15 protein-coding genes and 1 pseudogene are annotated in these 12,722 nt (G+C 65.6%); 9 read left to right on the top strand and 7 right to left on the bottom strand.

Annotated elements, in window-relative coordinates; genetic code table 11:
- The first annotated feature begins 56 nt into the window (after positions 1-56).
- Positions 57-440, top strand: coding sequence for a hypothetical protein (locus C450_RS14805; protein WP_005044735.1), 384 nt, complete (start codon positions 57-59; stop codon positions 438-440).
- A 132-nt stretch (positions 441-572) separates the two neighbouring features.
- On the opposite strand, the gene C450_RS14800 is transcribed toward C450_RS14805, so the two are convergent.
- Positions 573-1,886: a polysaccharide deacetylase family protein gene (locus C450_RS14800; RefSeq protein ID WP_005044733.1), complete on the bottom strand. Its 1,314-nt coding sequence runs from the start codon at positions 1,884-1,886 to the stop codon at positions 573-575.
- 253 nt (positions 1,887-2,139) lie between these two features.
- Here C450_RS14800 and C450_RS14795 point away from each other — a divergent pair, with 253 nt between their 5' ends.
- Entirely contained in the window at positions 2,140-2,955 is an 816-nt protein-coding gene (locus tag C450_RS14795; RefSeq protein ID WP_005044732.1) for an MOSC domain-containing protein, read from the top strand.
- Here the strand turns inward: C450_RS14795 and C450_RS14790 are convergent.
- The gene (locus C450_RS14790) at positions 2,947-3,447 is read right to left on the bottom strand and encodes an NUDIX domain-containing protein (RefSeq protein ID WP_049910284.1); all 501 of its coding nucleotides are present in this window, start codon (positions 3,445-3,447) and stop codon (positions 2,947-2,949) included. The two genes, C450_RS14795 and C450_RS14790, sit on opposite strands and share 9 nt — an antisense overlap.
- Positions 3,448-3,626: 179 nt before the next feature.
- Between C450_RS14790 and C450_RS14785 the strand changes: the two genes are divergently transcribed.
- From C450_RS14785 to psmA, 6 genes are read left to right on the top strand one after another with little or no spacing between them, the layout of a single operon-like run.
- Entirely contained in the window at positions 3,627-3,809 is a 183-nt protein-coding gene (locus C450_RS14785) for a DUF1918 domain-containing protein (RefSeq protein ID WP_005044728.1), read from the top strand.
- A gap of 37 nt (positions 3,810-3,846) precedes the next feature.
- Complete coding sequence (locus C450_RS14780; RefSeq protein ID WP_005044726.1) at positions 3,847-4,272, top strand: RNA-binding protein; 426 nt, start codon at positions 3,847-3,849, stop codon at positions 4,270-4,272.
- A complete protein-coding gene (locus C450_RS14775; RefSeq protein WP_005044725.1) occupies positions 4,273-5,001 on the top strand; it encodes an RNase P subunit p30 family protein in 729 nt (242 codons plus the stop codon).
- Positions 4,985-5,671 (top strand): class I SAM-dependent methyltransferase, encoded by a 687-nt coding sequence (locus C450_RS14770; RefSeq protein ID WP_005044723.1) that lies wholly within the window; start codon positions 4,985-4,987, stop codon positions 5,669-5,671. The genes C450_RS14775 and C450_RS14770 overlap by 17 nt, the downstream gene beginning before the upstream one ends.
- Positions 5,668-6,144: an Rpp14/Pop5 family protein gene (locus C450_RS14765; protein WP_005044720.1), complete on the top strand. Its 477-nt coding sequence runs from the start codon at positions 5,668-5,670 to the stop codon at positions 6,142-6,144. Before C450_RS14770 ends, C450_RS14765 begins: the two co-directional genes overlap by 4 nt.
- Before the next feature lie 3 nt (positions 6,145-6,147).
- Positions 6,148-6,897: an archaeal proteasome endopeptidase complex subunit alpha gene (gene psmA / locus C450_RS14760; RefSeq protein ID WP_005044718.1), complete on the top strand. Its 750-nt coding sequence runs from the start codon at positions 6,148-6,150 to the stop codon at positions 6,895-6,897.
- Between the two features lie 176 nt (positions 6,898-7,073).
- On the opposite strand, the gene C450_RS14755 is transcribed toward psmA, so the two are convergent.
- From C450_RS14755 to C450_RS14735, 5 genes and pseudogenes are all read right to left on the bottom strand, one after another.
- Entirely contained in the window at positions 7,074-7,700 is a 627-nt protein-coding gene (locus C450_RS14755; protein ID WP_005044716.1) for a uracil-DNA glycosylase family protein, read from the bottom strand.
- A gap of 95 nt (positions 7,701-7,795) precedes the next feature.
- On the bottom strand, positions 7,796-9,436 hold the full coding sequence (locus C450_RS14750) for a hypothetical protein (protein WP_241430409.1): 1,641 nt from the start codon (positions 9,434-9,436) through the stop codon (positions 7,796-7,798).
- Between the two features lie 118 nt (positions 9,437-9,554).
- Positions 9,555-10,115, bottom strand: coding sequence for a DUF420 domain-containing protein (locus C450_RS14745; RefSeq protein ID WP_005044713.1), 561 nt, complete (start codon positions 10,113-10,115; stop codon positions 9,555-9,557).
- Between the two features lie 30 nt (positions 10,116-10,145).
- Complete coding sequence (gene dinB / locus C450_RS14740) at positions 10,146-11,507, bottom strand: DNA polymerase IV (RefSeq protein WP_005044711.1); 1,362 nt, start codon at positions 11,505-11,507, stop codon at positions 10,146-10,148.
- A gap of 120 nt (positions 11,508-11,627) precedes the next feature.
- Positions 11,628-12,178: pseudogene (locus tag C450_RS14735) on the bottom strand (IS6 family transposase).
- Positions 12,179-12,474: 296 nt separating this feature from the next.
- On the opposite strand from C450_RS14735, the gene C450_RS14730 reads away from it, so the two are divergent.
- Positions 12,475-12,722: TFIIB-type zinc ribbon-containing protein (locus tag C450_RS14730; RefSeq protein ID WP_005044710.1), on the top strand; the 248-nt coding region annotated here is incomplete at its 3' end.

Below are 12,722 nucleotides of genomic sequence, written 5' to 3'. Positions count from 1 at the left end.
CGGAAAACGGATCGTGATGCCGACAGCACTATTTCGTCGGCGGCGAGCATGCGTCCATGAACTATCGTCGAGTGTCGCGGTGGCTCGGTCTCGTGGATTTCGCCGTTGTGGGCGGATTTCTCGCCGTCGTTGGCGTGCCGAAATCGGTCGGCATTGCGTTCCCGCTGGGCTGTTTTCTCGTGGCTGGCGTGTTGTTCGTGCTCGCTGGTTTCGACACCCCACTCACGGCGCTGGTCGGCTGGCACCGTCTCTGTGGGGCCGCCTACTTCCTGCTGGCGGTTGCACTCGTCCTGAACGCCACGTTCGGTTTCCTCCGTGACGAGGGAGCGACGTTTTCCACCGTGTGGATGGTCGGCTTCGCGCTCGTGCTCGGATTCATCGGTGTCGACCTCGCTCGTGGCGGACGGCACGTCGAGATCGATCCCGACGAGACGGCCTGAGCGGACCACGAGCACGGCTGAGTGCTCCGACGGCCGAACACCGGGGCGCGAGAGGGAGTGAGAACTCGATGGGCGACGAATCGCCGACTGCCGTCACGGCGGCCGGCCGGCGGGACAGCGATCGGTCAGCGGTCAGTACGGCTGTGCGTTCGCGAGTGCGGACGGGACGATCACGTCGACGTCGGCCCGATCGATGTATCGGAGCTGTTCGCGAAACCCATCGATCGAGAGGCGTGTCTCTCCGATCGTGTGGTACATCAGGGTTGCAACGCTCCCGAACTGCTCGGCCATGTCGATGGCCCGTTTGACGGCGTTCGAATCGTCGCCGTTCACTCGTGGCACCCATCCCGGCTCGGTGATCGCCCACGGGGCCGTCGAGGAGCCACCGGCGAAAGCGAGCCGGTGGTACTCGCCGACGAGGTCGAGCGTTTGCTCGTCGAACGCGCCGAACGGCCAGATCAGGCTCTCACCGCGCTGCTCGAACCCTTCGTCGAGGAGCCAGCGCTTCGATCGCTCGACGAGGGCGCGCTGGTCGGACTTCGATAGCGACGGGAGCGGCGATCCCTCACGCTGGGGATGGGAGGCCATCTCCCAGCCGTCGGCCGCCATCTCGTGGAGCTCCTGCCGGCCGATCCGGTTGTCCTCGCCCACCAGCCACGGGATCACGCCGACAGTGCCGGCGAAACCGTACTCGTCCATCAGTGGTTTCGCGGCTTCCAGCTGGGTGCGATCGCCGTCGTCGAAGGTCAGAATAACCGCGCCATGGCGGCGTTGTGGCGAGTCCCTGACCCGAAGCGCGCCTGTCGTGAGACCGAGCGATTTCCCACCGCCGGTGTACGATTCGACCGACAGACCGCGGACGGCGGTCGGATCGGGCGCACCGATCGTCTCTCCCGGAGCAACGTCGAGGCGGATGGCCCCCTGCCGCCGTTTGCAGTAGCGCTGCATGGTGAACTGGTTGCGTTCATCTGGCGCGAACAGCCGGATCCGGAGGGTCTCCGTGGCGGCCCGTTCGAGTTCGATACCCAGCGACAGCGCCGCAGTAGTCAGGTCGATTTCCCTATCGAACGTCGTCGAGATTCCCGTTCGCGTCGCGCTCGCCGGCGAATCGAGTCGCACAGCGGTTTCCGTCCCGTCGTCTCGCCAGTCCGTCGGCGTGATCTTCCCGTTAGTGGCCGTCCACTCCCCGAGATCGGTGACGGTAGACAGTGGCCTGCCGGCCGCACGAGCACGTGCTCGAACGTCGTGCGCGTACGCGAGCTGCTCGGCGCTGCTGTTCGTTTGGGACGACGAACTGTTGGAGTCTGTGGGCGATTCACCGGACGATGATGGCTCGTCTGCATCCTCTCGGGCCGAGTCCGCCATCGTTACCCCGAACATCGCTGCCAACGACGCCGACAGCGACCCAAACACCGTGAGGGCGTCGCGGCGTCGAAGCTCGTCCATTCGCTCGTTTCTCGAATGATTTCGGCATCTGTCTTCTGTTTCACCAACGACTTTCTACCGATAGTGTATCCGTGCAATCAGGAATCCGTTTGCGACGATTCCGGGTGAGACGAGTACGCTTGATTGCGATCGCTGCCGTCGCTGTGACCGAACCGCCCCACCAACGAGGCGGAAGACGAGACGACTGCGTTGGCCGCATCACGACGAATCGAAACGCGGTAGTCAGTCACAGTGCAATCGTCGCGGAACACGAATGGTCCGATTGGCACGCATCGCCGTCTTTCCGATCAAATCGCTCGATCCCGTCGCGTGCGACACGGCACGGATCGTCGAAAACGGCGGGCTCGAACACGACCGCGAGTACGCCATGATCGACGACGACGGCCGCTACATCAACGGGAAGCGCACTGCGAAGGTCCATCGGATCCGTTCATCGTTCGACCCCGGATTCACCGAGGTCGCGCTCCGTCGGGAGGGCGACGATAGTGCCGAGCGGTTCGATCTCGAAGCCGATCGTGAATCGGCCGAGAACTGGCTGAGCACCCATTTCGATCCGCCAGCCCGGCTAAAGCGGGAGACAGCCGGCGGGTTCCCCGACGATACCGACCTCTCGGGACCGACGCTCATCAGCACTGGGACGCTCCGTGCGGTCGCCTCGTGGTTCCCCGAGATCGATGTCGAGGAGCTGCGGCTCCGACTGCGGGCGAACCTCGAAATCGACGGCGTTCCGCCGTTCTGGGAGGACCGTCTGTTCGCGGATCACGACCACCTCGTCGCGTTCGAGATCGGTGACGTCGTGTTCGAGGGGATCAACCCGTGTCAACGATGTGTCGTGCCGACACGCGATCCACACACCGGCGAGAGTCACGACGAGTTCCAGCGGGTCTTCGTCGAGAAGCGCGAGGAGACGTTGCCCGAGTGGACGGATTCCGACCGATTCGATCACTTCTTTCGGCTGATGCTCAACACGCAGGTTCCCCAGTCGGACTGGGGAGCAGAACTCGCGGTCGGTGACGAGGTCGAGATTCTCGGCGAACGGCCGATGGAGAAGCGTTCCGAGTCAGCGTAAGAGCTGTCTCTTATACACATCTCTGNTCAGAGATGTGTATAAGAGACAGGTGGCGGTGGTCTCGGCCACGGCGGCGAACACTGGCATCACGCCCCACGTGGCGTGGTCGTCACACCGAACCTCGATCCGCGCGGCGATGGCGAGGCCATCGTAGTGCGCCTCGATTCCGGCCTCCTCGGCGAGTTCGCGCTCGGCGGCCGCCCGGAACCCCTCGTTGCCGTCGATCTCGCCGCCAGGGAGGACCCACAGTCCGACGCCCTCGTGGCGACACAGCAGGAGTTCGCCCGATGGCTGATAGACGATGGTGTGTACGCCGTACGGCGCGCCGGTCTCGCGGATGCGCTCGGCGAGAGTGCGAAACCGCTGTCGCGACACCCGACGGTGGTGGGTGGTCTCCATTGTCGGCTCGCGGCCGTCGAGGAGGTCGTGGTGGGCCCGCGCCGCGCGCTGGTCGGCCTCGTCGGCGAGAAACCAGAGCTCGTCGAGGGTCATCGTTCGGCGTCGGGACGGAGCGGTGGGCTCCATGGACTGCGACGGTTCGACGACACCAGTGATCGAACATGCAAAATCATGGAGGTGGGTTCGTCGGCCCCTGACATAAACGTTCAGCCGGCGAGAGTCCGACCGGGCGAATCCACGCTGTTTTTATCCGACCGAGCGGTAGCGGAGCCATGAGCTTCGAGGAAGACGATCAGGTACTCTTTCACGACGAGCACAGCGAGTACGACGGCGAAACCGGCACCGTCACGCAGGTGATGGAGACGATGTTCGGCGACCCGACCTACACCGTGAACTTCGAGGACGGCCAGGAATCGGGCGTCCCCGAGGACTCGCTCGAACCCGCCGAGGACTGAACGCAGTTCCTTTTACCCGCACCACCGTACTGACTATATGACTGAGGTTCCCTTCCACTACGTCGATCTTCGTTCGTTCTGCTACGCCACCGAGGACGAGGCTCGTGTCGAGCGCGCGCTTCGGACCCTCCTGCCGGATGAGTTCGAGATCAACCGAGCCGTGAGCGAGGGCCATCACGGCGACCGGATCGTGGTGCTCTCGGCGCGCGCCGAGAACGCCGACGACGTCCGTCACGTTCTCGACCGCCTCGCGGACCTCGACCTCGATCGGATCCGCGACGAGCTCGGCGACCGGGTGAACGACAACTGCGCGCTGTTCATGCGCCTCGACAAGCAGGCGGCCTACAAGGGCCGGGTCGAGCGGGGCGAGGGACTCGAACTCCGGGGGAAGATCGAAGCCTACCCCGCGAAGAAGGAAGCGGCGGTCGAGAACGCCGCCGACGCGCTCGAAGCGCGGTCGTAGATGGTCAACTACTACGAGGCAGTCCGGGCGTCTCCCGACGGCGAGAGCACCGCTGCACGGCTCGCCCAGACCGCGGCGGAGTACGAGTTCGACGGGATCGTGGTCCGAAACGCAGCCGAAGCGGGACTGCTCGACGAATCCAATCGCGACGGGCCGGACGGCGAAGAGATCGCTGCGGAGTACGACGTCGATGTCGTTGACGCGATCGGGATCGAGGCCGACGACGCTTCCGCGGCGAGCGCGCGCGTCAAGGATTGTCGCGACGAGCGCACCCTGGTGCTGGTCGAGGGATCACGCGCGCTGAACCGCTTCGCGTGCGAGGAACCCCGCGTCGACGTGCTCGCCGGTCCGATGGCCGACGGCGACGTGAACCACGTCCTCGCGCGTGCGGCCGCACGGAACGGCGTGCGTTTCGAGTTCGATTTCGGGCGAGTGCTCCGGCTGAGCGGCGGTCGGCGAGTCCAGGCACTTGCCGACCTCCGGAAGCTCCGCGAGATCGCCTTCCAGTACGACGCGCCGTACGTGGTGAGCGCGAGCCCAGAGAACCACCTTCAGCTCCGCGCACCGCGCGAACTCCTCGCGATCGGCGAGACGATCGGGTTCGATCGCGAGGACATCGAGCGGGGGCTCGCCGAATGGAGTCGACTCGCCGCGCGGAATCGTGAGCGCCTAAGCGAGTCGTTCATTGAGCCAGGGGTCGAACGTGGTCGGTATGAAGAAGACGATTGAGGAGCACGCGGCACGGTTCGACGATCACGCTACGGCCTACGACGAAAGTCAGGACAGCGACGAGTACCGGGCGTGTGCCTCTCTCGTCGTGGAACACGCCAGCCCCGAGCCCGACGACACCGTGCTCGATCTCGGGACAGGGACGGGGGCGATCGCGCTCGCACTCGCGCCCGACGCCGAGCGCGTCGTCGGCCGAGATATCTCCGCAGGGATGATGGACGAAGCCCAAGCGAAGGCCGAGGAGGTCGGGATCGACAACCTCGCGCTTGCGGAGGGAAGCTTCCGAGAGCCCGCCGTCGACGATCCCGTGGATATCGTGGTCTCGAACTTCGCGATGCATCACCTGAGCGACGACGAAAAGCGCGAGGCGATCGAGACGATCGCGGGGCTGGCTCCCCACAAATTCGTCCTCGGCGACGTGATGCTCTTCGGCGAGGCCGATCCCGACGCACCGTTTTACAGCCCCGAGGTCGACGATCCCGCGACCGTCGGGACGCTCGCGGACGCGCTGACCGACGCGGGCTTTTCGCTCACCGCGGTCGAGCGCGTCCACGATCAGGTCGGCGTGCTGGTCGCCGAACGTGCCGCAGTCGGCGACGGTGTCGACGCGACGGCTGCGGACGGCGCGTCAGGGGCGTTCGGGCTGGACGGGGCGGACGCGGAGGAATGAAACACCTCCCGAAACACCTCCGGCCGCGCCGGCGGTATCTCGCGATCGCGATCGAGGCGTGGCCCGACGCCGATCCCGGGAAACACGCGTTCCAGCGCGCGTGTTGGTACGCCGCCCAGAACCTGCTTGGCGATCCGGGAGCCGCGGACGTCGATCTCCGGGTTCTCGACTTCTCGTTCGCCGACGGAGACGGGACCGCGATCGTCCGTGTGCGACACGGGGAGGTCGAGCGGGCGCGCGCTGCGATCGCGTGCGTCGACGAGATCTCGGGGTCGCCGGTCGGCGTTCGGGTGCTCGGAGTGAGCGGGACGGTTCGTGCCTGTGAAGAAAGGTATATAGGTCGCGCGTCCCGAGGAGCGGCCGAGAGAAACGTCGTGTTCGCGGACTCACAGCGGCCCGCTGTCGTGCGGAACGGGCGATTCGACGTTCACGGGGAACCCGGGTTCGTGGGAGCGACGTCGCTCGATATCTGAACTATGCAGGGACAATCCCAACAACAGGCCTACGACCGCGGGGTCTCGATCTGGTCACCGGACGGGCGGCTTTATCAAGTCGAGTACGCTCGCGAGGCGGTCAAGCGCGGCACGGCGAGCATCGGCGTCCGGACGCCGGACGGTGTCGTGCTCGCGGTCGACAAGCGCTTCCGGTCGCCGCTCGAAGAGCGCTCCAGCGTCGAGAAGATCCACAAGGCCGACGATCACATCGGTATCGCCAGCGCGGGCCACGTCGCCGACGCCCGCCAGCTCATCGACTTCGCCCGCCAGCAGGCCCAGGTCAACCAGCTCCGGTACGGCGAGCCGGTCGGCGTCGAGACGCTCACCAAGGACATCACCGACCACATCCAGCAGTACACCCAGGTCGGCGGTGCGCGCCCGTTCGGCGTCGCACTCATCATCGGTGGCGTCGAGGACGGCGAACCCCGTCTCTACGAGACCGATCCGTCGGGGACGGCGAGCGAATGGCAGGCGCTCGCGGTCGGGTCAGGCCGCGCGGAGATGCTCGATCACCTCGAAGAGAACTACCGCGAGGAGATGGACCTGGACGCCGGGGTCGGGCTCGCGCTCGAAACCCTCGCGACCGCGACCGACGACGAGCCTGACGCCGCCGAGATCGGCGTCGCCACCGTCGACGTCGAGACCGAACGCCTCGCCCAGCTCGACGACGACGAGATCGACTCGTACATCGACGAACTCGAGCTGGACGTCGACGAGTCGGCCGAGGAATAACGGACACCACGTTCCCGGTTCCCTTCTCGGGCCACAGTTCTGTTTTGGGTCGTGAGCGACCGTTGCGGCTGTCACCGATTGGCCGATCAGTGTGGCTGCTAGGCTACGTCTCGGTCGTCAGTGTTCCGCCGGTGGGGTCTTCGGCAGCAGCTTGCCAGTGAGTGGTGTCGGAATCGTCACCGGACGCGGTAGGAGTCACCGCCGGGGATGAACCGGCCGAGATCGGTCTCGCGCCGGTAGTCGGTCGCGAGGAGGGTTTCGAGCGCGCGGGTCAGCCGATCGGCGTCGTCCTCGGTCCAGTCCGCGAGTTCGGTGACCGGGAGGACGAGCCAGCCGCCGCCGCGGAGTTCGGTCGCGTGGAGTGCGTCCATATCGAGATCGCCAGCCACCGGGCGAGCGGTGTAGTGTTCGAGAACGTATCTGGTCGCGCGCTCGCCGACCGGGAGGAGGACGTGGGCGCTGATCGCGCGGAGTTCGGCGTCGAAGAAGCGCTCACAGTCGGCGTACGACGCCGGCGTGGGTTCGTCGGCGACGCAGGTGTGGAGATACGAGAAGAAGGTCTCGTCGGTCGTTGGGGCGTCGGAGTCTGGTTCGTCGAGTAGTCCGGCTGCATGGAGAACGCGTTGGAGGCGACGGCCGGCGGCGTTCGTGAAGGGAACGCCAGTTTCGACGCCACCGTGAACGCCGGGATGATCGCCGATGACGTGGAAATCGGCGTTGGCGTCGCCGTAGCCGGGGACGAACTGCTCGCACGGCGGGCGCATCCCGAAGGGGTTGCTCGTGCGGTCGGTGACGTTCTGCACGGTCGGTGTCCGCAGTCGTGGTCAAAAGGTGGTACGGTTCGCGACGGGAGCCCAACGACCATGGAAACATCGATCGACGGTACGCGACCGGAACACTACAGCGTGTACCCGTCGATCGTCCGTCCGGCGTACCGGGAGGCGAGCCAGCCCACGACGCCGATCGACAGCGCGGTGAGCAGAACACCGACCGTCGTTACCGTCGTGGGCGAGACGTCGATGGCTGTGGCGATTCCCGGTGCGATCGATGGGACACCAACGGCGAGAGCGGGCAGCGCGAACACGAACAAGCCGAGTGAGAACACTGCGAACGCCGTGAGGCTCGGGACGACCGCCTCACGATTCCCCGTGATGGTTACACTCCCGAATCGAGGAAAGGCGGCCCCGATGCCGACCGCGAGCCCCGAACCACCCACACAGCACGTCACTGCGGCGACGGCGAGAGCGGCGATCGAGACGGCATCGAGCGGACTGAAAGCACCCACGACGACCGTCGTGATCGTCGTTGCGGGCGCGCCGATCGCGACTCCAGGGAGGATCTTTCCCCGGACCAGCCGCGTGCCGGATGCCGACGCAGTGAGCGTGACGGGAAGCGTCGCACTCTCGTCGCCGATCGGATTGAGTGCGAACGCCGCACCGGTCATCCACGCACCGTAGATCGCGACGAGCGCGGGGAGTGTCGGCGGGACCGCGCCCGTGCGGACGGCGTTCTGAAGCGGGACAACGAACACGAACGCCGGGTAGAGCACGTAGCTGAGGGTGATCGGCGCGCGCTGCGCACGCAGCCACGTCTTCCTCGCGACCGCGAGCGTGGGCCGTGCAACGATACCTTCGAAAATCGATACTGGTGTATCGTCGATCCCGCTCGCCTCCACAGCGTTGCCATCGTCGTCGGGCTGGATGGCGTCGGCGTACCAGTACCGGCCCGCGAGCCGGATCGAGAGACCGGTGAACGCCGGGACGCCGACGAGTAGCGTGCCTGCGGCGAATCCGGCCCGCAGTGGGCTCACGCTCGCGCCGGGCGCGCCGAGCAGCGCGAGATCCGCGAGCCAGCCTGTCGGCAGCCCGCCGAGCAGTGCGTAGAGATCGAACGAACTGCCCGTGATGCTCGCGAACTGTGGGAAGAAGACGACCGCCATGTACACGAGAAAAGCGACCGCGCCGATGGCGGTCTTGTGGCTCGCGAGGAACTGCGAGCGGGCGAACCCGAGCTTCAGCGCCATCCCGAGCGCGAATCCGGCGGTGACTCCGAGGGCAGCGAGTCCCAGCACCGCTCCGGGAAGCACTACCGCGCTGAGCGGGGAGCGCGCGCCGAGTGCGAACCCGATCGCGACGCCGGCGACCGGCACGATGCCGATGACGAGCAGTCGCGCGAACTCCGTGAGGAGCACCCCGGCAGCGGCGTCGCGTGCGGGGATCGTGGTCAAGATTCCCTCGCGTTCGTCGAGATCGCCGGTCTGCTGGAGCACGCGATAGGCGTTGCCAACGGCGCTGAGCAGGAGGAAAAACGTCGTGACTCCGCGGATCGGACTGAGCGGGAACGAGAGTCCGCCCTCGTGGAGTGCACGTCCGAGGAAGTACGCCCCGAACGGCGCGGCGACGACGAGCAACGCGGGGAACATCATCGCGAGCCCGAGCAGCGCGAGTCGACCGGGGTTCGCCTGGAGTTTGCGCCACGACCGCCGTATCTCGATCCGTGCGACGAGACGTGCATTGCGGACCGAAGGCAGTGTCGTCACGATGCCATCCCGTTCGGTCGGCCGGGAGGCTTCGTCGATCGAGGTCCAGAATGGGGCGGATCGGCCATGCACCCGGTCGTGTAAGCTCGAACAAAATACTTTCCAACCGGAACGACCGTCAGTAGATCACGTAGAGCATCGCGTACACCACCACGCCGAGAGCGAACGAAACCAGCCAGAGGCTCGCGGCGACGCGCCCGATGCGGCGGTGGCTCGTCTGCGGGAGCTCCTCGATCGGTCGCGTGAGCGCGAGCAAGAGGACGTAGTACAGCAGCGGCACACAGACGATCGCGAGCGTGATGTGGATCGCGAGGACCGGGAGATAGACGAACTGGTAGATCGTCTCGGGGCCAGGGAAGGGCGCAGTGCCCACGAGTGCGACCCTGTAGAGATAGAGGGTGAGAAAGGCGACGAACAAAACGAGCGACGCCAGCATGAGCGCGCGGTGGCGGTCGACGTTGCCGCGACGGATGGCGCGCCACGCGGTCGTGATGGTGCCGATGGCGACGAGGCTGATGGCGGCGTTCACGTGCGGGATCGCGTCGACGATTCCGGCGGGGACGCGCGGGAGCGATTCGACGGGGAGGGCCCCGAGAACGGCTCCGAACACGAGCGCGAGCGAGATCGCGGAGAGCACACCGGTCAGCGCGGGGACGTGATCGCGAGCGCGGAGCTCCATAGCTCCGATTGGCTCGTGAAACCCTTGTACCTACCCGTCTGCGTCGAACTCACCGAGGGTTCGCTGTCCCTGGCTCGACCCAGCGCCGGAGCGTTCCTCGTCGGTGTTCGAATCTTCGTTCGTCCACTCCGTCAGTTCGGCCGCGCCTATTGATCCGGTCTCGTCGGTCGGATCGGTTCCGCCGTCCGATCGGCCGTCGGCCTGTTCGTCAACGGGCTCGACCGTCTCCCAGCCGTCGAGGTCGGACTGTTCGCCCGCAGCGAACGCGAGGTTCGAGACCCGGACGCCGAGCTTTCTGACGTCGGCCTCGTGGAACTCGGAGAGCAAGGAGAGCGCGACATCGTCGACGAGATCGGCGTCGGCCACGGGACCGGGCAGCGAGCGTGCGCGGGTGTTGACGTCGAACGGCGGCGTCACGACCTTGATACCGATCGTCTGGTAGAGCGCGTCCTCGCGGTCGGCACGGTCGGCGACCGCCGCCGCGAGCGTCGTCACTCGGTCGCGTTTCGCGTCGGTGTCGGCGGTCGCCTCGGTGAACGCCGACTCACGCGAGAGACTCTTCGGCCGACCGACGGGCGTCACCGGCCTGTGGTCGTCGCCTCGGGCGAATTCCCAAATCTCCCGACCGCGCTCGCCGAAGGGGGCGAGTACGTCGGGATCGGCCGCCGCGAGATCGCCCGCAGTCTCGATCTCGATCTCGCGGAGTTCGCGGGCCGTGACGGGCCCCACCCCGTGAACGGCCTCGACATCGAGCGGCGCGAAGAACTCGCGGACTTCGCCGGGTTCGACGACCACGAGCCCGTCGGGTTTGTCGTGGTCGCTCGCGACCTTCGCGGCGCTCATCGTGGGCGCGACGCCGACGCTCGCGACCACACCCACGGACTCGTGGATGCGCTCTTTCACGTGGCGGGCGTACCCCTCGGCGAGCGTCCGGTCGTTGACGCGCTCCCATCCTGTGCGGTCGGTGACGTCGAGATACGCTTCGTCGATGCTCACCGCCCGGACGGTGTCGGCGCAGTCGTCGAGGACGGATCGTACCTCGTCACTTATGGTTTCGTAAAACTCCATGTCGACCGCACAGTAGTGACCCACCGCGTCGGTGTCGTCGGGATCGTCGACGTCTTCGACGCGCGGAAGGCGGTCGAGCGCCGTCGTGATCCCCTGTGCGCTCTCGATCCCGTGGGCACGGGCCTCGTAGCTCGCAGTCGCAACCGCACCGTGGGACTCGCCGGGTTCGTAGCCCATCCCGACGACCACGGGCTCACCACGCAGCTCCGGCTTGCGGAGGCGCTCGCACGCGGCGTAAAAACAGTCCATGTCGACGTGACAGATCACGCGGTCGGGGTCGTCGTCAGCGACGCCCGGCAGGCGCGGATCGCCACGCTCGGCCATACATCAAGGAGGCCGGCGGTCGTCATGAGCGTTCGGACTCGCTGGACGTACGGCGTTCCGTGATGGCACTGAATCGAGGGTCGATGGATCGTCGAAACTGTCGTTTTCCCAGGGTAGTGTTCAGATACGCAGATTCGATGCGACGGCGAACGATCGCAACCACTCGTCGGCAGTTGCTGCGCCGGCATGACTGAAACAGTTCGAGAACGAGGCGGTACGTCGTTTTCCCTCGCGGAAGACACGTCCGGCGCTGTTACGATTTCCGTGTCGTTCGGAGCGGAAATCGAGGCTGTCGGCGGCGGCAGGCTTCGTGTAGCGGTGTTGCGCCGTCGATGAGAAACGTGGCGTCATCGACGTGGTGCTTCTCACGGAGTTCGGCGGAGAAGCCAGAGCGAGAGCGGTGTTTCTGGTGGGATCAAGCTTCGTGTGCAGCAGTTCGTTCGACTCGGGATCGACCGCAGCGTACAGCCAGTAGCGCTCGTCGTCGAGTCGGATCACGGTCTCNACTCTGGCTGTAACTCCGCCTTGTGAACCCAGTTATTGATCGTGGATCGAGCGCGACTAACGCCGAACACATCGAGAATCGAGACAGTATTTAAAAGCGAAAGACCGGCGAGATGCAACTGGATTCCGAGCTTCATCAACAGTCGTGGCGTTGCTTCTCGCTTCACAAAACCTCACTCGATCTCGTCCAAACAACCGTTGAGGCGGGTGGATTTCCGCATGGATCACTGAAATCACACCGCGCCTCACTGTTCAGCCGTATCTGAACACCGCNGTCCAAACAACCGTTGAGGCGGGTGGATTTCCGCATGGATCACTGAAATCACACCGCGCCTCACTGTTCAGCCGTATCTGAACACCGCCCTGAGAACCAGCGAAGGAGTTATATTGCTCGACCCCAAACTGAAAAACACTTCGAACGTTCTGTAGTGTCGTCGATCACACCATTCGAGCATCCAGCATCATGGCCGATACGCGCGAACGCACACGAGAGGCCGAGGAGGAGAGCGACGCCGAAACCGAACGCGAAAGTGAGGTAGATCAGGAACGAGAACACGAAGAGGAGGCCCCCGAGGACGAGCTGGTGTGTCCGGAGTGTAGCGGCCGACTAGTCAGCGACACCGAACACGGCGAGACCGTCTGTACTGACTGCGGACTCGTCGTCGAGGCCGACGAGATCGATCGCGGCCCCGAGTGGCGCGCCTTCGACTC

It is taken from the genome of Halococcus salifodinae DSM 8989 (assembly GCF_000336935.1).
Taxonomy (GTDB): Archaea; Halobacteriota; Halobacteria; order Halobacteriales; family Halococcaceae; genus Halococcus; species Halococcus salifodinae.
This window is presented reverse-complemented; position numbering and strand designations above follow the sequence as displayed.

Bases quoted from the DNA above. Each gene is read 5' to 3' on its own strand.
- C450_RS14805 (WP_005044735.1), top strand. From the start codon at position 57: ATGAACTATCGTCGAGTGTCGCGGTGGCTCGGTCTCGTGGATTTCGCC.
- C450_RS14800 (WP_005044733.1), bottom strand. From the start codon at position 1,886: ATGGACGAGCTTCGACGCCGCGACGCCCTCACGGTGTTTGGGTCGCTG.
- C450_RS14795 (WP_005044732.1), top strand. From the start codon at position 2,140: ATGGTCCGATTGGCACGCATCGCCGTCTTTCCGATCAAATCGCTCGAT.
- C450_RS14785 (WP_005044728.1), top strand. From the start codon at position 3,627: ATGAGCTTCGAGGAAGACGATCAGGTACTCTTTCACGACGAGCACAGC.
- C450_RS14780 (WP_005044726.1), top strand. From the start codon at position 3,847: ATGACTGAGGTTCCCTTCCACTACGTCGATCTTCGTTCGTTCTGCTAC.
- C450_RS14775 (WP_005044725.1), top strand. From the start codon at position 4,273: ATGGTCAACTACTACGAGGCAGTCCGGGCGTCTCCCGACGGCGAGAGC.
- C450_RS14770 (WP_005044723.1), top strand. From the start codon at position 4,985: ATGAAGAAGACGATTGAGGAGCACGCGGCACGGTTCGACGATCACGCT.
- C450_RS14765 (WP_005044720.1), top strand. From the start codon at position 5,668: ATGAAACACCTCCCGAAACACCTCCGGCCGCGCCGGCGGTATCTCGCG.
- psmA (WP_005044718.1), top strand. From the start codon at position 6,148: ATGCAGGGACAATCCCAACAACAGGCCTACGACCGCGGGGTCTCGATC.
- C450_RS14745 (WP_005044713.1), bottom strand. From the start codon at position 10,115: ATGGAGCTCCGCGCTCGCGATCACGTCCCCGCGCTGACCGGTGTGCTC.
- dinB (WP_005044711.1), bottom strand. From the start codon at position 11,507: ATGGCCGAGCGTGGCGATCCGCGCCTGCCGGGCGTCGCTGACGACGAC.